Here is a 21,131-nt window from a genome sequence, read left to right on the forward strand (position 1 = left end):
TTATCTGCAGGTTCTGTTGTAACAGTTGATATTGGTGGAAATACACACACTTTAACAGAAATAGAACATTTAAGAGGTACAAATAGTGCTGATATCTTAACTGGTGATACAAATATCAATAGAGTTGAAGGTATGGGTGGAGATGACACTATTATTGGAAATGCTGGCTCAGATCAAATCTTTGGTGGTGCAAATGAAGCTAATAGTGTTGGATCAGGAGATGATATCTTAGATGGAAAAGCTGGTGATGACTTCATTAGAGGTGGAGATGGAGCTGATAATATTTATGGTGGAGATGGAAAAGATACTTTATATGGGGAACAAGGTATAGATACTATTGAGGGTGAATCTGGAAATGATACTATTTATGGTGGAGATTCAGCTGATGCCTTAAATGGTGGTCTTGGTGCAGATACAATCTTTGGTGAAGATGGTGATGATTATATAACTTTTGATCAAGCAGATAATAGTACTGACTATGTTTATGGTGGTACAGCTTCAGCAGATAGTGATACAACAAATGGTGATACAGTAGATTATTCTCAAGCAATTACTGGTATGACAGTTAATTTAGCAGAAGGGAATGCACAAGGTACTGCAACAAGTGCTGACCAAGGTACAGATTACTTATATGGAATAGAAAATATTGTTGGGTCAAACTTATCAAATGATACAATCACAGGTAATAGTGAAATTAATACTTTAAATGGTATGGGTGATGATGATACCCTTTATGGAGAAGCTGGAGAAGATACACTATTAGGTGGATCAGGTGATGATGAACTACATGGTGGAGATGATGCAGATTCAATAGATGGTGGACTTGGTAATGATATTATCTATGGTGATGCAGGTGCAGATACTTTAGTAGGTAATGCCGGTTCAGATCTATTTGTAGCAACATCAGCAAGTGATGGAACTGATTCAATTATTGGTGGAACTGGTAGTGATACAGTTGATTATAGTGTAATAACAGACAATACAAATAAAATAGTAGCAATATTAAATGCAACAGGAGATTCTACAGTTGATATTTTAACTGGTGATGATGATACTATTAATGGAATAGAAAATATTATTGGTACAAGTGGAGATGACACATTTACAGGTAGTGCTTTAGTAAATACATTAGTTGGTGGAGATGGTATTGATGAGGTTAGATATGATTATGACAATGGTGCAGGGGTATTAGTAAATCTACAAGCAGGAACTGCAACAGAAAATGGTGGGATTGTTGATACTTTGGACACAATAGAAAATGTAGTTGGATCTTCATATGATGATACCTTTATTACAAATAGTGGTGTAGTAAATACTATTGATGGTGGTGCAGATGTTAATGGTGACTTGATAGATTATAGTTCTAGAAATAGTGCTATAAATGTTACCCTAAATACTTCTACACAAGCAACAGTTGATATTGCTGGAACTACAAATGATGATATTATCTCAAATATTGAACATGTAACAGGAAGTACTGTAAACGATACAATAACAGGTGATAGTGCAGATAATACACTTTTAGGTATGGCGGGAGATGATACCTTAGCTGGAGCAGCTGGAGCAGATTATTTAGATGGTGGTCTTGGAAATGATACTTTAATTGGTGGTGCTGGAGCTGATAACTTATTTGGTAGTGAAGGAAATGATTTATTTACAGGTACTGACTTTACAGCAGATGTTATAGATGGTGGAAATGAAACAGATACTTCAAGGGGAAGTGATACAGTAGATTATAGTTCTGTAAATGTATCAACAACTGGTATAAATGTTACATTAAATGATAATGTTGTATCAAGTGTTACAGTTGATGGGGATGTGGATAATCACACTATAGTAAATATTGAGAATATCAAGGGTACAAACTTAGCAGATACAATTACAGGGGATTCATATACTAATAGTTTAATTGGTAATGATGGAACTGATACTATAAATGGTGGAGCTGGAGATGATTATATTGATGGTGGAGCAAATGCAACTGGAACTGAGACATTAATTGGTGGACTTGGTTTAGATACTATTTATGGTGGTACAGGTGTTGATTATATAGATGGTGGAGATGATTCAGATATCTTAGATGGTGGTGCTGGAGATGATACCTTAGATGGTGGAGCAGGAAATGATGCCTTAGATGGTGGAGATGGAGATGATACTTTAATAGGTGGAGCAGGAAACGATAATCTAGCTGGTGGTTCAGGAAGTGACACAGCTGACTATAGTAATGAAAGTGCATCTGTTAGTGCTGATATCTCTAATTTCTTTGCTGTTGGTACTTCAATTGGAACAGATACCTTTAACTCAATAGAAAATATTACAGGAACAAATCTAGGTGGCGAATCAGATAAAATAACAGGTAATGATGCAGCAAATATTTTAAAAGGTTTAGCTGGTGATGATATAATCTCAGAAATGGGAGGAGATGATACTGTTGAAGGTGGAGCAGGAAACGATTATATATATGCAGGTGCTGGTGATGATATTATAGATGGTGATGATACAGACGGGGCAACTATAAATGGAACAAGTGATACCTTAGATTATAGTTCAATAGCAATAAATGATGATACAGGTGATACAAGAGATGTTGATGGAACAGGAGTTGATACAAATGTATCAGATGCATATTTAGGTGTTGAAGTAGATTTATCTGTAACCACTGCACAAAGAATTCATGCTGAATATGGTACAGATACCATTACAAATATTGAAAATGTAATTGGTTCTGATAAAGGAGATTTCTTAGCAGGGAATGATTCAGCCAATATTCTTGAAGGTAGAGCAGGAAACGATTATTTAATTGGTCTTGATGGTCAAGATAAATTAATTGGTGGAAGTGGAAATGATACAGCAGAATTTACTTCTGGAAGCCAAAATGTAGTAATTGATATGACTAAATCTCAAACAGATGGAAGTGATAATACTTATAGAATAGTAAATGATGGTTATGGAAATGCTGAGTATTTAGATGGTGTAGAAAATATTATCACAGGTGACGGTGATGATACTATTTATGGTGATGCACAAGCAAACAGTATCTCAACTGGAAGTGGAAATGATACTATTAGAGGTGGAGCAGAAGCTGATATTATAGATGGTGGAGCCGATGAAGATACAGCTGATTTCTCTGATTTAGCTTATGGAGTAACAGTTGATTTAGATACAGATAATGATGAAAATAATGCCGCAGAAGGTACAGCAGTTTCAAATGGTAAAACAGATGTATTAAGAGAGATTGAAAATATTATTGGAACAGAAAGAGCTGATAATATAACAGGTGATTATAATAATAATACTCTATATGGTGGAGCAGATAATGATACCTTTAAAGGTTTAGAGGGGCAAGATTATATTGATGGTGGAACTGGTACAGCTGATACCATTGATTTTAGTGATGGTATTAAAGGTATAGAAGTTGATTTAGGTGCAACGCAAACATTAGGTACAGATTCAACTTATAGAGTAAAAAATGATGGTTTTGATAATGCTGAATTTATTTCAGGTGTAGAAAATATAATAGGTACCTCTGCTGCTGATATTATTACAGGTGATGGAAATAATAATTTATTAGATGGTGGAGCTTCTGATGATACACTTTCAGGTGGAGCAGGAAGTGATACTTTAGTAGGTCAAATTGGAGCTGATACTTTTATTGGTGGAGCTGGAGATGACTTTATATATGGAAATGATTTTAATGTGGCAAGTGTAGATGGCGATAGAGATGTAGTGGATTACTCATCAGCTTCTAATTCTATAATATTAAACTTATCATCATCAGTTAGCACAATTAATCTTTTAAATGAATCAACCACAATTATAGCTACACAAACAGCAGTTGGTGAAGGTACCGATAGACTTTATGATATTCAAGATGTTATAGGTTCAAATTTAGCAGATACATTAGTAGGTGATGATAGTGATAACTCTTTACTTGGTAATGCCGGAAATGATATCTTAATTGGTGGAGTTGGTGAAGATATTCTTTTTGGTCAAGGTGATAATGACACTATTTTAGGTGGTTTAGATGGTGATACTATTTATGGTGGTTCTGTAACAGGTGGAATACATATAGATAGTGGAAATGATACAGTAAATTATAGTTATTTAACTGATACAACAGCTATTAATGTTGATTTATCTTTAGATGATGGTGATTCAAGCACAAATGACGAACAAGAGATAAAAGTTATTGGTAATGCTAGTCGTTATGATAGTGTTGAAGGGATAGAAAATGTTGTGGGAACTAGAAATAATGACATTATCAAAGGTAGTGATGATTTTGCAGAAGTAAATATATTAGATGGATATAGAGGTAATGATACTTTTTATGCATCAAAAGGGGTTGATACCTTTATTGGTGGAGATGGAGTTGATACTTTAGATTTTAGTAATATTGATGTTAATAATGCAGGGGAAAATGCAGTAATTATTGACTTAGGTTTAGAACAAGCTACTGATGATGGATATCAAAATGGCGGAAGTGCAGTAGTTGATACTATTAGAGATATTGAGATTGTTATTGGAACTAATGGAGATGATCAGTTAAGAGGAAGTAGTGAGGCAAATACTTTAATTGGTGGGCAAGGTGATGATACAATCAATGGTATAGCAGGAGCTAACTTACTTCAAGGCGATGAGGGAGCTGATACTATCATAGGTGGTTCAGAAATTGATACTATTGAGGGTGGAGTTGGAGATGATATCTTAGCTGGTGGAATAGGAAATGACTCTATTGATGGTGGCACAGGTAATGATATTATAAATCAGACAAATGGAACTGGTGATGATTCAATTGATGCTGGGGCTGGTGATGATACAATCTACTCAGGTCAAGGTGATAATATTATCACAGGTGGAGATGGAATTGATACTTTAACTTATGAACAAATTACTTCTACAGGTATTGTTGCAAATCTTGGAAGTGGTGCAAGTAATGATTATGGTACAGTTACGATTGGTTCAGATACAGATACTTTACAAGACCATATAGAGGTTATAAAAGGTTCAGCTGATACAGATACAATTTTAGGATTTAATGGAACATCTGTTGTGGGTGTAAATTATGATGATACTATGTATGGTAGAGGTTCAAGTGATTCAATTTATGGTGGTATTGGTGATGATACTATTTATGGGGAAAATGGAGATGATACATTAAGTGGTCAAGCCGGAAATGATGTAATAGATGGTGGGCAAGGTACTGATACTTTGGATTTTTCAGATGCAGATGTGGCTATAAATGTTTATTTAAATCAAACAGATGAAAACAATGTTGCCGTAGCACACCATGTTATGGAAGATGGTTTTGGTGGACAAGATGATGTAACTTCAGTAGAAAAAATTATAGGTTCTTCTCATAATGATATTATTAAAGGTACAGATGCTTGGAATGCCATAAATGCTGGTGCAGGGGATGATACTATTATTGCAACCTCTGGAGGAGATTCAATTAATGGTGGTTCAAATACAACTGGTGTAGGTGGAGGAGATTGGTTAAGTTTCCAAGCTTTAGGTTCAGCTGTTAATGCAAAAATGCAAGATGGACAAATCTCTGGTGGTTTAGGAAGTACAACAATTTCAGAGATTGAAAACTTATTGGGGTCAAATTTTGATGATACTTTAACTGGGGATGCAAATAATAACTCCCTTGATGGTAATTTAGGAAATGATACTATAGATGGTGGAGCTGGTTCAGATTATCTGTTTGGTAATGATGGAGATGATACTTTAATAGGTGGAGATGGAATTGATAATTATGATGGTGGAAGTGGTCAAGACTTTATAGATTTTTATAATGTTGAAGCTTCAGTAGATGTAAACTTATCAACTTCAACTGTAAATGAAGATGGTTATGGAAATACAGAATCTGGTGCAATTAGTAATATTGAAAATATTAATGGTACTTTAAATTATGCAGATACTTTAACAGGTGATAACAACAATAATATCATCAGTGGTTATGGTGGAAATGATACTATAAATGGACTTGGTGGCTTTGATACTATTTATGGTGGTACAGGAAGTGACACTATCAATACTGGAACTGATTTAGATGATACTAGTGAAGATGTTGTATATGGAGAAGAGGGAATTGATACTATAACTGGTAATTTTGATAAAGCAGTTATATATGGAGATTCAATTGGTGGTTCAAATGCAGAAGAGGATTGGATTGATTATTCTGGTTCAACAAGTGGAATTACTGTTGATTTAGGTGGCAATTATACAGATTCAACATATACTTTAGATAGTTCAAATGATGCATTAGATGGTACATATGTAAAAGTTATTAACAATGATTCTCCTACAGATTTTGACTTAATCTCACAAATTGAAAATATCATTGGTACAGATCAAGTGGATATTTTAGGTGGTAAAGCGGGAGAAGCTAATTCTATTTTAGCAGGTGATGGAGATGATACTATTTTCCACTCAAGTTCAATAGGAAATAATTATGTAGATGGTCAAGCTGGTAGCGATTGGTTAAGCTTAGAATATTATGCTGTTACTGTTGATTTAAATGATAGTACAAATGGAATTTATAATATTGAAAATATTCTTGATAAACAAAGTGGTTCTAGTAGAACAATTTGGGGATCAACTGTTGATAATACTTTTATTATGTATGATGGAAATGATAGAGTATTAGGTAGAGCAGGAGATGATGTTTACGATTTAGGTAGTGGAGATGATAGAGCTGATGCAGGAGGAGGTAGTGACACATTAATTGGTGGTTCAGGTCTAGATACACTTGATTATAGAAGCTATTGGACAGGGAATAGTGTAAATATTATTCTTCAAAACACTTCTATAGATTTAGATGATGATGGAGTAGCTGATACTACTGTAAATGCTGTGACAAGAACTATTAATCTTAGTGGATTAGATACAGTTGATGGGGATCAAATCTTTTTTGAAATTACCGATTCACAAAACCAAAAAGACTATATCTTAAGGGAAGGTGATGGAACCTCAGACTTTGAAAGATTCTATTTAAGTAATAGAAATGATACTTTTGTTGGTGATCAAGGAGATAATATTGTTAATGCCTATGAAGGTAATGATACTGTTTTAGGAATGGGTGGAGATGACACTTTATATGGAAATAGTGGAGCTGACTTAATCTTTGGTGGAGATAATGATGATAGTATCAATGGTGATGATGGTGATGATAGATTATATGGTGATGCTGGTAATGATAGAATAACTGGTGGGGAAAACAATGACACCATTTGGGGTGGAACTGGTAACAATAATCTATATGGAAATAATGGTACAGATACTATTTATGATGAAGAGGGAACGGACTATATCGATGGTGGAGCAGATGAAGATACTGTTATCTTTAAAGAGGGAACTCAAGGAGTTGATGTAGATTTAGATGCAGGAAATACTACAGATGCCTTTGGAAATGTACAAACTATAACAAATGTAGAAAATATTACTGCAACTTCAATGGACGATATCTTAAAAGGTGAAAATGGAGTTACTAATATCATTTATGGACTTGGAGGAAATGATACCTTTACAGTAACTACAAGTGCATTAGGAGAAACTGGTCGTTTAGAAGGTGGAGATGGAACAGATGATAAAGTTATATTAACAAATAATACAGATGGAAGTGCTGGAGATGCAAATAGTAATATTTTAGTTAATCCAGATAGTGATTCTACTAATTATGATATTACTGTAGATATGTTGATTGATAATAATATTGAATTTGTTTCAGGTGGAGCAAATAATTCTACAAAAATCTATGATATAGAGAATCTAGATGGTAGTGATAAAGATGATTATATAAAAGCAGATGGCAAAGACAATACTATAAATAGTGGAGCTGGAAACGATTATATTCAAGGTTTAGCTGGTGACGATTATATTGATGCTGGTGATGGTAATGATATTGTTGAAGGTGGAGTTGGAGATGATACATTAGATGGTGGTACGGGTGCAGATACTTTAGTTTATACAAACTCTACTTCAGGTGTAACTGTAAGCCTTGATGCTGGAACTTCAACAGGAACAAATATTGGTAGTGATACTATCTCTAATTTTGAAAATATAGTGGGAAGCTCATCTTCTGATACTTTAACTGGGGATAATAGTCTAACTGTAGGAAACACAATTTATGGTCAAGGTGGTACAGATAATATTTATGGATTAGCTGGTGATGATGAACTACACGGTGGAGATAATAACGACTACATTGATGGTGGAACTGGAAATGATACTATGTATGGTGATGCAGGGGATGATACCTTTGTAACTAGTGCAGGTGATGACACTATTGACGGTGGAGACAACAGTGATACAGTTGATTATAGTACAGCAACAGGTCCCTTAAATGTTACATTATTAGATAGTGGAACAACAACAATTGGAGTTGATGGAACAGATTCTTTAACAAATATTGAAAATCTTATTGGTACAAGTGCAGATGATATTATTATAGGTGAATCAAATAACAATACTTTTGTAGGTAATGCAGGAGATGATACCTTAAAAGGTGCAGGTGGTGATGATAACCTTCAAGGTGGAACAGGTGACGATACTCTTTATAGTGGAACAGGAACAAACATTATAAATGGTGGAGAAGGTGGAGAAACAACAGGTGACTGGATTAACTATACAGATGTGACAAGTTCTGTTAATATTGATTTATCAAGTAATACAGCAACGGGTGCAGTAAATGACACTATAAATAATATAGAAAATGTTGAGATGGGTGATGGTGATGATACTGTTCAAGGTGATGTTTACAAGAATAGTTTACTTGGAGGAGATGGTAATGATACCTTAAGTGTATCAGCTGCAACAGGAAGTGTTACTTTCAATGTTACAAATAACAATGGTACCACTTCCGGTGATGGAGTTGGAAGTGATAATTTTGAAAGTTTTGAAAACTTTATTGGATCAAGTTATGCAGATACCTTTAATACAACAGCAGTAGATAATATCACTTTTAATGCTTCTGGTGGAATTGACAAAGTAGATTATTCAGGGATGACAACAAATGTTACTGTTACAGTAAATAATAGTAGTTCAATAACTGTAAATGATGGTACAAATGAAGATACTTTATCAAATGTAGAACATTTAATTACTGGTGAAGGAGCTGATTCCTATGTATTAAGTGGTATTAATAATATTGATACTTTAGATGCAGGAGATGGAACAGATACCCTAAGTGTAACAACTAGTATGGATTTATCATCTGTTGAATTGATAAACTTTGAAGAGATATTAGCTCAAAACAACCAAGTTATAACAGTTAGTGCAACAGCATTAAATAATGAAAACCTAAAACTACATACACAAGGAAATGGTCAAATAATAGTTGAAACAACTTCAAATTTAGATGACCATAATTTTGACAATATTAGTGTTTATAATGAAGATGGAACAGGAACAATCACATTAAATGTTACAAGTGATATTGATCTTAGTACAAAAAATATTGAAGGAACAAGTGGTAATATCTTTGATGAATTTGATGTTAATAGTGGAGTTACATTAACTATTGAATCAACTCAAATAGATGGAGAAACTTTAGATGCAGTTGGAAATGGTGATATTATTATTAATGCAACTACAACAGCAAGTGATCATGATTTTGATAATTTAACAAATACTGGAAATGGGGATATTACATTAAATGTTGATTCAAGTATCAATTTAACTTCTCAAAACTTAGGAGTAATTAATAGATATGATGTTGCAGCATCTCAAACTTTAACACTTCTTAATACTCAATTAACTGGTGTTATGATAATTGCTGGTGCAGGTGCAATAAACTTAAATAGCGCAACAGCTACTGAAAATGTTGATTTAAGTTCAATTGACAATGATAATTTCACTGGAACTGTAACTTTAAACGATGGAACAGGTGATAACAATATTACAATGAGTGATAAAGTAGATATTGTAAATTTAACTACTGGTAATGATACTGTTAACCTTGGAGCAGGAGATGATATTGTAAATATCTCTAATACAAACCTTGATAGTTCAGATTCTATTGATGGAAGTGATGGAAATGATACTTTAAATATCACAAGTGCTGGGAATGTAGACTTAACAACTGTAAGCTCAATTGAAACTGTAAACTTAGCAAATGGAACAAATAGTGTAACTGTAGGCACACTAAACACTACACTTGAAGGTGGAAGTGGAGCTGATACCTTCAAATTTACAATTGCCCAGTTATCAAATGCTGATATAGTAAATGGAAATGGTGGAATTGATACTTTAGAGTTCTTAGATAATGGTACAATCAATGCTACTCAATTAGCAAATGTAGATGTTGAAAATATAGTTTTAGCTGACGGCGGAAATGATATAACAGTTGGAACAAAAGATTTTAATATCTTAGGTGGAAGTGGTGATGATACTTTTAATTATGCAATAAATGATTTAAGTAGTGATGATGTAGTAAATGGAAATGGTGGTACAAATAATATCACTTTAACAACTTCAGGACAAATTACAAGTGGAGACTTCTCAGGTGTAACTAATATCTCTGATGTTAACTTCTCAGATGGTGATGATCAAATCACTTTAAGTGGAAGTGATTCTTATCTTGATGGAGTTTCATTAAATCTAGGAGCTGGGAATAATACAGTTATTTATAACGATATAAATACATTGACTACTTCAGATACAATTGTTGGAGGTGGAACTGATACAATTAGTTTTGCAAATAGTGGGACTATTGATAGTGCAGATTTTGCAAATATCTCAGGTCTTGATACAGTTGATTTCTATACTGGAAATGATACTTTAAATCTAAGTGATAATACACTTGATGGTGTAAACTTTATATTAGACAATGGTAATGATAATGTAAATATTTCATCTGTAAATCTAAGTAGTAGTGATACTATTAATGCTGGAAATGGAACAGATAGTTTAAATATTTCAGATACAAATGGTACTTTAACTTATAATGATGCAGATTTTACAAACCTTAGTGGTTTTGAAACATTAAATTTAAGTGATGGTGGAGATGATACTATAACAGTAGGTACTACACAAATTGCTAATGCAGGATTTACAAACTACAATGGTAGAGGTGGAGATGATAATTTTATTGTTAACTCAACTGCATCACTTGATAATATAGATGGTGGAAGTGGTACAGATGCCTTAACAATAAATACTGATAATCTAGATTTTAGTGGAGTAAATATTACAAGTATTGAAACTTTAAATGTCAATGGAAATACAAACTTAGAGGGCTCTTTAGATGCTAGTATAACAACTGTTAACGTTGCAGCTGGAAAAACTTTAACAATTGATGCTGCTAGTTTAGATGGGGTAACAGTAAATAATAGTGGAACATTAAATATCACAAACTTAGAGGCAAATCCAAGTTTAGACTTATCTTCAATAGGGGGAACAGTAAATGCTTCATGGAGTGGAGATGCCTCATTTACAGGTAATATTGGTAATGCAAACTTAACAGTTGATTCTGGAACTATGACAGTTACAAGTGGAACAATAAACTCAGCTTCTTCTATTGTAGTTAGTTCTACATTAGTTGCTGACGCTTCAAAACTAGTTGGAAGTACTATAAGTGGAACAGGAATATTAAATGTTAATAATTTAGATGCTGTAACAAATATGGATTTCACTAACTTAACTGTTAATACAATAAATGCAGATTGGTCAGGAACTGCAACTTATACTGGTAATTTAACAAATGTAGATACCTTAACAATAAGTTCAGGAGAGATGACTGTAAATGGAACACAACTTACAGGTCAAACACTACAAGGTAGTGGAAATTTAGTAGTAAATGCAAATGGTACAACAGATTTATCTTCTCTTACAAATAATTTAACTGGAAGCCTAACAATCAATGATTCAGCAGGAACAGACACAATAACAGCAACAAGTTCTGATGAAACCATAAATATAACTTCTGGTGGAAGTGATAGCGTAGATGCAGGAGCAGGAAATGATACAATTAACCTTTCTCAAAACGCTACACTTATTGATGGTGGAAACAATAGTGATACCTTAAATGTTACAAATACAGTATCAATTGGAACCCTTTCAAATGTAGAAACTTTAGATATCCAAGCAACTAATGATATCTCTTCATGGAGTTTAACAGATGTAAATAGTTTAGATGTAAACAATAACGATAATAGTACATCTATTGAAGCAACTATGAGTTTAAGTCAATATACAACTTTAGGAAGTGCAAATATTACAAGGGGAGCTGACGATGAGATTACACTTACAGATGTTACAGGAGATATAAGTTCAAACAATTTAAGTGATGCTACAAGTTTAGTATTAAGTGGGAATACTATTATCTCAGCTGCACAAGCAACACAATTTGGAGCAAATATCTCTAAAAATGGATTTACTTTAACAGTTCAAGATACTTCAACAAATATTGAAGGGAATATCTCTACATATGTGGCAAATGGAATCGATAGTGTGAATGCAACAGATAATGCTTTAGATGTTACTGTTTCAGAAGCTAATTCAGGAATTGGTTTTGATGGAAGTGATACTATTACAGTAGTAGATTCTCAAGTAAATATCTCTGCTGCTGATTTCTCTACACTACAAACAAATGGAGTATCTCAAGTTGATGTAAGTGGAACTGATACAATTAATGTAACAGTTGCACAAGCAACAGCTGGATTGACTTTTGTAGATGGCACAGTAAATGTTGTAGATAATTCAACAAATATTCAAAATGCAGATTTTAGTGATTTAGCTACAGTTGGAGTTGATAGTGTAAATGCAGGTGGAAACAGTTTAAATATCTCATTATCACAAGCAACAGCTGGTATAGACTTTACCCTTGCAGATACAGTTACAATAACTGGTTCAAATGGAGCAGCATTAGTTTCAAATATTGGAAACTATGGTACAAATATTGATTATCTTGATGCAAATGATAATATAGCAACACTAAGTGTTTCTCAAGCTTCAGCTTTAGATACAGCAGGAACTGAGTTTGTAGCAGGAGATACTGTAACAATAAGTGATAGTGGTACAAATATCAGTAATGCTGATTTTACAACATTTAGTTCATATGTTGATAATATAAATGTATCTGATAACAATGTTACAATCTCTAAAACACAAGTTGATGAGTTGATCTCAAACAATATCACTTTTGATAGTGGAGATAGTGTCACTTTAAATGCAACAGGAGCACAAATATCTGCCTATGATTTTGCAAATTTAGAAGCAGTTGGAGTTGATACACTTGATGCTAGTGATAACACACTTAATATCACATTTGAACAAGCATCAGGAAATTTAGAATTTACATCAGGTGACACTGTAACAATAGTTGATAGTAGTACAAACTTAAACACTTCAACAGATTTTACAACTATTAATTCAAATGTTGATGGTATTAATGCAACAGATGCAATAACTATTGATATTAGCCAAAAGAATTATTTAGATAGTAGAAGTATAGGTTTTGATAGTGGAGATAATATATCCTTAACAGATAGTACAAATGTAGATAGTTTTACCCTTGATAGTTTCAATTATGATTCAATTGATATGGGAAGTGGTGATGATACACTTAATGTAGATGGAAATAATTTAAGCCTTGCAGATACTATAGATGGTGGAACAGGTATAAATACCTTGAATATCACTTCAAATGGTAATATGACAGATGTTGATTTTACAAACATAAGCAATTTTGATACCTTGAATTTAAGTTCAAGTGATGATAGTGTAACTTTAGGAGAAGAAGCAGTTGGCTCAGGAATAGCTTCAGATGTAAATGGATTAGGTGGTAATGATGATTTTGTATTAGATTTTACAAACTTATCTTTCGATGATGATTCATTACAATTTGATATTGATGGTGGAAGTGGAACAAACTCTGTTTCTATAACAGATGCCTCAGTATTATTAGGTGCAGAAGAGCAGTTTGGAGACAACTCTACATTTGAAAATATCTCTAGTCTTGATTTAACAGGATTAGATTTTGGAACTACTAGTGATGAGTTTGAGTTTACTCTTTCTGATTCACTTTTAGATGCTTGGAATGGTTCAGGATCAAACTTCACTCTTAAATTAAATGCTAGTGATGCAGAACATATTAAATTCACCGATGTAAATGGTATCACATATGATAGTGATAATGATGGAAATACTGCAACTGGTGATAGTGGAAATGTTATTTCAAGTGGAACATATGATTTAGGTAATGTTGATTTAGATATAGTTTTAGTTTAGAAAAATTAGGAAAGTAAATGGATAATAAAATGGTTTATACCCCACAAATTTTTGAAAAAAATGATTTAGAAGATGCAAAAAAAATTATATTAACAAAGGAGGGAAATGTTTCATCAGAAGAGAGATGGGATAAAGAAACTAGCTTTGTAGTGGATGATATAATTAGTAAGTTAGACTTGGATGAAAATAAGACAATACTAGATTATGGGTGTGGAATAGGAAGAATAGCAAAAGAACTAATTGAAAAAACTTCTTGTAAAATTATTGGAGTTGATATTTCAGAATCTATGCGAAAATTGGCTACAGAATATGTAAATAGTTCAAACTTTGAAGCCATATCTTTAGAAGAATTCAAAAATAAAATAGAAGAGGGTAAAAAGTTTGATTTTGCGTATTCTATTTGGGTATTACAGCATTGTATTAAACCACAAGAGGATATAAAATTAATAAAAAAATCTTTAAAAGATGATGCATTAATCTATATTTTAAACAATCTTAAAAGTGCAGTTCCTACAAATAAAGGATGGATAGATAATAAGGTAAATATACATTCTCTTTTAATAAAAGAATTTGAAGAAAAAAGTATTTCAAAGTTACCTATTGAAATATCAAGTGAAAAAATATCTAACAATACTTTTATAAGTTTATTAAAAAATAGTAAATATAAATTGATCTCTTTATTTCAAGAAGCTCATAAAGCTTATAGTCAAAATGATTTAGAAAAGGCAAAAAAACTTTATGAGAAAATATTAAATGAGGATTCTAAAAATGCAGAAGCATATTGTAATTTAGGTTTTATTTTAAGAAAACTTGGAAAAAATAAAGAGGCATTTGATAGTTATATTAAAGCTATAAATTCGAACCCAAGATATGGTTTAACATATAATAATCTTGGTAACTTGTTAAAAGATACAGGAAATTTAGAAGCAGCATTAAAAGTATATGGTGATGCACTTAAGATAAATCCAAAAGATTTTCAAATATATAACAATATCGGTATGGTTTATGAAAAGTCAAGAAGATATAATGATGCTATTAAAAGTTATAAAGAAGCAGTAAGAATCAATCCAAATTATGATAAAGCTATAAATAATATTGGTGTAGTTTTATATAAACAAGAAAAATATAAAGAAGCTATTGAAATATTTAAAATAGCTTTAAAAGTAAATCCAAAATATTATGAATTATATAGCAATATTGGAGCTTGTTATAATAAACTTAAAATGTATGATGAAGCTATAGAATCTCTTAATATAGCAATTGAAAAAAATCCTGAAAATGGTGGAGCTTATACAAATCTTGGTAATGTATATAATAAAATATATGATTACAAAAAAGCAGCAAAACTACATGAAAAATCTATTGAATTAGAACCAAAAGGGGAAAATGCTTATAGTAATGTTGGTAATTCATATAAACATTTAGGTCAAACAAAAAAAGCGATTGATTCATATAAAAAAGCAATTGAATTAAAACCAGACTTTGTAAATGCTCATTTTGATTTAGCAACAATGTATTTGGCAAAAGGGGATTATAAAAATGGTTTTGCTGAGTATGAGTGGAGATTTAGAAAAGATGAGATGTTATCCCATATTGCAAATAATAAAGATATCTTTTCAAAACCTATGTTTACTGGAAAAGAAAAGATAAAAGATAAAACTATACTTTTACATTCAGAGCAAGGTTTTGGTGATTCTATACAGTTTATAAGATTTTTAAAACCTTTTAAAGAGAAATTTTCTTGTAAAATTGCAGTTAAATGTAGAGATGAATTAAAAGAGTTATTTAAAGCTATTGAAGAGATTGATATATTAGTTGATAGAAGTGAAGATACGCCTGAGTTTGATTATCATCTTCCAATAATGAGTTTAGCAAAAATTTTAGAATTAAAATCATCAAAAGATTTACCTAAAGAGTTTCCATATCTATTTGCCACAAAAGATAAAGAGTTGGAAGTAAAAGAGGAAAAAGGGAAATTAAACATAGGTATATGTTGGAGTGCATCTGTTACAGGTGAGAGTTATGATGGGAAAGTATTTAGTTTAGAATATTTTATACCTTTAGCTAATAATCCAAAAATAAACCTTTATTCTTTACAAGTTGGACCTGAAAATGAAGATATTAAAAAGTATAATCTTGAAGATAAAATTATTGATTTAACTGATAAATTAACAGATTTTTCGAAAACAGCAAGTCTTATGAAAGAGCTTGACTTAGTTATCTCTTCAGATACTTCAGTAGCCCATCTAGCAGGAGCTTTAGATGTTCCAGTTTGGATTCCTCTTCAAAAAATTCCAGATTGGAGATGGTCAAATAAAGGAGATACAACTCCTTGGTATAAAAGTGCGAAACTTTTTAGACAAAAAACTGCAAGAGTCTGGGATAGCGTATTTCAGTCTATTTATGATAAACTATTTTCTAATTTTAAAATTAAAATAGATAGGTAACTACTTGGACGAAGTTTTAGAAAAAGAGGTATATAAAGAGGAATATCCACTTTTATATACCTTAAAATATATCTTAGATTTTTATTTTGGTGATATTTCTATTGATACTATCTTAAATCTCTCAGCCATATCCCACAATGGTTTTACTACAGAGATGGTAATTGATGTTGCAAATGAAGTAGGTTTAAGTGCAGTTGAAAAGGATATTGATGGTGTTGATATCCCTTCTCACTTTTTCCCTTGTATAATATTTGATAAAGAAAACAAACCTTATGTTTTATTGAAAAAAGATAAAACAGTATCTTTATATGATCCAATAAATGATAAAACAATAAAAGAGAATATAAGCTTTTTAAAACATTTTAAAAAAGCAATTTTAATATTCAGAGATTCAAAAAAAGAAGAATTATTAGAAGTAGAAAGAACAAAAGATTGGTTTTGGGCACCTGTAAAAACATTTTGGCGTTCATATGTGGAAATAGGATTTTTAACATTTTTTATTAATATATTTGCATTGGCTGTTCCTTTATTTACAATGAGTGTATATGATAGAGTTGTTCCAAATAATGCAACCGAAACACTTTTTGTATTAGCCTCAGGAGTTATTATAATATTAATATTTGATGTTTATTTTAAAAGTGTAAGAAATCATATTATAGAAAATGTTGCAAAAAAACTTGGTTTATATTTAGAAGAAGAATTGATGAAAAGAATGCTTTGCATAAAATCAGAGTTTGATAATATGCTAGTTGGTTCAAAAGCAAATCTTTTTAGAGAATTAAATCAAATAAAAGATTTTTTTGCAACTAAATCAATCCTTCAAGTAATAGATTTACCTTTCTTCTTTATTGCAATTTTTGTAATATTTTTAATATCTCCAGCCGTTGCTATGGTTCCTCTTTCAGTAGCTATTTTGATTATTATATTTAATGTTATTATGCAAATTCCAATCTCTAATTTAAGTAAGAAAAATGTTGAAAATTTGCAATCAAAAAATAGTTATTTAGTAGAAACAATTCAAGGAAGTGAGATAATAAAACTTTCAAATGCAACTTCAAGTAAATTGTTTAATTGGCGTAATATGGTTGCTTCTACTGATAGTATTGGTAGAAAAATTCAATCTTTAAATGTATTTTCAATGAACCTTTCTCAAACTGTTGTACAGTTTGTAACTATGGCTGTTATTATTGTAGGTGTATTTGAAATCTCTTCAAAAAACTTAACTGTTGGTGGTTTAATTGCTGTTACGATTCTTTCTAGTCGTGCTATGGTTCCAGTAATCCAAACATCTATGATGGTAATAAGATTTAAGGAGATAAAAGAGTCTTTAAACAATATAAATGAGTTTTGGCATTTACCACTTGAAAATGATAAAAATGTTGAGATTGGTGCTGGAAAATTTAAAGGTGAAATTGAGTTTTCTAAAGTAAGTTTTTTCTACAAAAACAGTAAATATCCATCTTTAGATGATTGTTCATTAAAAATAGAACCTGGTGAAAAAGTTGGTATTATTGGACAAACAGGTGCTGGGAAAACTACATTTTTAAGATTATTAACGGGCTTGGATTCACCAAGTAAAGGTAGTATATTTTTGGATGGACATGAAATCTCAACTATTCATCCAGTTGAGATTAGACAAAATATTGGAGTAATGCCCCAAGAACCTTTTTTATTTTCTGGAACTTTAAAAGAGAATATAGAATTATCAAGTCCTATTAGTAAAGAAAAAATGATGAGTATTATAAAATTAACAGGATTAGATGATTTAGTAAAAAAATCTGGACAAGGCGATGGGCTTCAAGTTGGAGAAAGGGGAAGTAATCTTTCAGTTGGACAAAGACATCTAGTTGCTTTAGCACGTGCAATTTTAAAAGACCCTTCAACTATAATTTTGGATGAACCAACAACAGGACTTGATGTAGGATTAGAAAAAACATTGATAACTCATATAAAAGAGATTTTAAAAGATAAAACATTATTAGTTATTACACATAGGTTTGCCGCACTAGAACTTGTTGATAGAGTAATAGTTTTAAATAATGGTAAAATTGTAGCTGATGGTCCAAAAGATAAAGTTTTAGCAGCGTTACAACAACGAGGGAAATAGGTATGAGCAATAAATTATTATTTGAAGAAAAGAAATGGAACTATTATGTTTCAGTTATACCTATTATGCTATTTTTTATTGCATTTATTTCATGGGCTACATTTAGTGAAGTTGATGAAGTAGTAAGAGGAAGTGGTAAAGTTGTTCCTTCAGGTCAAACAAAAATTTTACAAAATTTAGAGGGTGGAATCGTATCTGATATAAGAGTAAAAGAGGGTGATACTGTTAAAAAAGGTCAAATAATTTATACTCTTTCAAATGAGTTTTTTAAAGCAGATTTAAAATCAAAAGAGATTGATTTATTAGCATTTAAAGCTTCTGCTATAAGATTAGAAGCCTCAATTGATGAAAAAGAAGAGATTAGTTTTCCTGATGAATTAAAAGAAAAAATACCAGATATAATTGAAAATGAGAAAAAAATATTCTTTGAAGATTTAAAAAACAAAAAAACAAAAATAAATATAACAAAAGACCAACTAAAACAAAAAGAATATAAATTAAAAGAAGCAGAAACCAAATTTGAGAATTTGAGTTTAGAACTTAATCTAGCTCAAACAAATATGCAAATTTTGGAATCTTTATATAAGAAAAAAGTTGTATCAAAAAAAGAGTATATTGGGGAACTTTCTAAGAAACAAAATATAGTAACAAAACTCTCAGAAACAAGAAATAGCATACCTATCATAAAAGAAGAGATACAAGAGGCTCAAAAGAAGATTCAAAGTGTTAAATCAGAGATTAAAACTAAATATTTAGAAAAGTACTCAAGTTTAAAAGCAGAGATAAATAAACTTATAGAGAAAAATAAAGCAAATACAGATAGAGAGCTTAGAAAACATATAGCTTCTCCTGTAAATGGTATTATTAATAAACTATATTTTCACACCATAGGTGGTATAGTGAAATCTGGTGATAAAGTTGCTGAAATAACACCACTAGATGATTCTTTAACAATAGAGGCTAGAGTGGCTACTAGCAGTAGAGCACAAATTTGGGCTGGTCAAAAAGTTTCAGTAGAAATCACGGCGTATGATTTTTCTAAATATGGTTTATTAGATGGTAAATTAATCTCTATTTCTCCTGATTCTTTTGAAGATAGAAATGGTAATATTTATTATTTAGTAAAAGTTAAAGTAGATAGTAATCAGTTTGCACCTGAATTACCAATTTTACCAGGTATGATTGCTAATGTAAATATATTAACTGGTAAGAAAACAATACTTCAATATATTATTAAACCACTAAAAGATATCAGTAATAATGCTTTAGGAGAGAAATAAAAGATAATAAGTTATTATTTTTTACATAATTAAACCAAATTTTCATCTTAATAAAAGGGAAATTTAAATAATATATACACTTAATATATTATTTTAAGGGTTAATTAATGTTTAGCTTCTTCAAGTTTCTTCAAAAATTTATTTCTGACTTAAAATCTAAAAAAGGTTTATGGTTTACAATTTTAGCATTTCTATCTGTTTCAGGTATCTTCTTGTCTTTATATCTTTTAACTCATATGACTGAGAGCGTATCAAAAGATGTATATATAAATATGTCTTCAACTTATGTAAAAAATTATAAAAATAGAGTTGTAAAAAAAGAACAAACTCTTAAAAAAATTATTTTAACAATGAAATCAAATCAAAACTTCATTTCTAGTATCGAAAACAATGATTTACAAAATGTAGGAAGTGTAGTAACAAGTTTTAATAATAGTTATAAAGAAAATGGTTTTAGCAGTTTACAAATGAGTTTCTATCCAGTTTTCAATCAGGTTAATCAATACAGAAGTACTATTAACTCTGTAATAAACACTAAAAATAAGATTTTTGGAATTGAAGTTTTATCAGATGGTATTTATTATACTTATATTGAACCTATAATTTCAAATGATAATTTAATAGGAATTTTGGAATTAAAAGAAGAGATGCATGATTATAAAGCTGAATATATGAAAGATGATTTAATATTTCTTTTTATGATAGAAGAAAGAATGTTAAATAGACTTTCAATAAACGCTAGAGATGGTAAATATAGAGAGGTTATTGATACTTTATATGTAGAAGAAGAAAAATATGACGGTCAATTCTTTGCAAAAATAATTGAAGCTGGAAAAGACAGTTACAAACAAATGCTTGAAGATGGTTACTCTGTAGGTGATACATATTTTAGGGCAGTTCAAAGAGTAGCAGATATAGAAGGAAATGTTATTGGATTAGTAGTAATTGGTGAACCTGTTGAGGGTAGTGGTGCATTTGTTAATATAGTTGATAATATGACAAAAACCGTCACCACAGTTGCTTTAGGTTTGGTTATCTCAATTCTTCTATTTATGTTTTAAGGTTTTT

Annotated in this window: 5 protein-coding genes (1 of these 5 only partly in view); all 5 read left to right on the forward strand. The window is 31.1% G+C overall.

Annotation, left to right across the window (positions count from 1 at the left end):
• Positions 1 to 14,229: the 3' end of a hypothetical protein gene (locus ACKU4C_RS05595; RefSeq protein ID WP_321315167.1), read on the forward strand. 16,854 nt of this gene lie to the left of the window's left edge; the window shows 14,229 of its 31,083 coding nt (coding positions 16,855-31,083); its start codon lies off the left edge, out of view; its stop codon occupies positions 14,227 to 14,229.
• Between the two features lie 17 nt (positions 14,230 to 14,246).
• A complete protein-coding gene (locus ACKU4C_RS05600; RefSeq protein ID WP_321315169.1) occupies positions 14,247 to 16,676 on the forward strand; it encodes a tetratricopeptide repeat protein in 2,430 nt (809 codons plus the stop codon).
• A gap of 4 nt (positions 16,677 to 16,680) precedes the next feature.
• Positions 16,681 to 18,783: a type I secretion system permease/ATPase gene (locus ACKU4C_RS05605; RefSeq protein ID WP_321315170.1), complete on the forward strand. Its 2,103-nt coding sequence runs from the start codon at positions 16,681 to 16,683 to the stop codon at positions 18,781 to 18,783.
• A gap of 2 nt (positions 18,784 to 18,785) precedes the next feature.
• Entirely contained in the window at positions 18,786 to 20,063 is a 1,278-nt protein-coding gene (locus tag ACKU4C_RS05610; RefSeq protein ID WP_321315171.1) for an HlyD family type I secretion periplasmic adaptor subunit, read from the forward strand.
• A gap of 107 nt (positions 20,064 to 20,170) precedes the next feature.
• On the forward strand, positions 20,171 to 21,124 hold the full coding sequence (locus ACKU4C_RS05615) for a hypothetical protein (RefSeq protein ID WP_321315172.1): 954 nt from the start codon (positions 20,171 to 20,173) through the stop codon (positions 21,122 to 21,124).
• Positions 21,125 to 21,131 lie beyond the last annotated feature (7 nt).

The organism is Halarcobacter sp., from assembly GCF_963676935.1.
Taxonomy (GTDB): Bacteria; Campylobacterota; Campylobacteria; order Campylobacterales; family Arcobacteraceae; genus Halarcobacter.

Excerpts from the sequence above, each read along its gene's own strand:
- ACKU4C_RS05615 (WP_321315172.1), top strand. The coding sequence starts at position 20,171 with ATGTTTAGCTTCTTCAAGTTTCTTCAAAAATTTATTTCTGACTTAAAA.
- ACKU4C_RS05600 (WP_321315169.1), top strand. The coding sequence starts at position 14,247 with ATGGATAATAAAATGGTTTATACCCCACAAATTTTTGAAAAAAATGAT.
- ACKU4C_RS05610 (WP_321315171.1), top strand. The coding sequence starts at position 18,786 with ATGAGCAATAAATTATTATTTGAAGAAAAGAAATGGAACTATTATGTT.